Annotated in this window: 1 protein-coding gene; it reads right to left on the bottom strand. The window is 57.4% G+C overall.

All coding sequences use genetic code 11. The features are described 5' to 3' along the window. Positions 1-251, bottom strand: a 251-nt coding sequence (locus Q5L94_RS13980) for a thiolase C-terminal domain-containing protein (protein WP_411161952.1), incomplete at both ends; no start/stop codon positions are given.

The raw sequence follows: 251 nt of genomic DNA, 5'->3' as shown, positions 1-251 counted from the left end.
CCGTGGGTGTTGATCGGTAATTCTCCTCCAAGCCGAATGGCTCCGCTCGCAACAAACGGGCCCCCCTCACCTTTCTTGCAAAAGCCGAGGTCTTCAAGCTGACACAGCACGATGTAGGTGAAGCAGTCGTAAATCTCGGCAACGTCGATATCGCCAGGCGAAACACCGGCCATGGCAAATGCTTTCGGCGCAGCCTTCGCGATCCCGAGGCGCGTCAAATCCGGGCGTTGAGTGATGACACTCGGTGAATC

The sequence above is a fragment of the Idiomarina sp. Sol25 genome, from assembly GCF_033052775.1.
In the GTDB taxonomy this organism is placed as follows: domain Bacteria; phylum Pseudomonadota; class Gammaproteobacteria; order Enterobacterales; family Alteromonadaceae; genus Idiomarina.
This window is presented reverse-complemented; position numbering and strand designations above follow the sequence as displayed.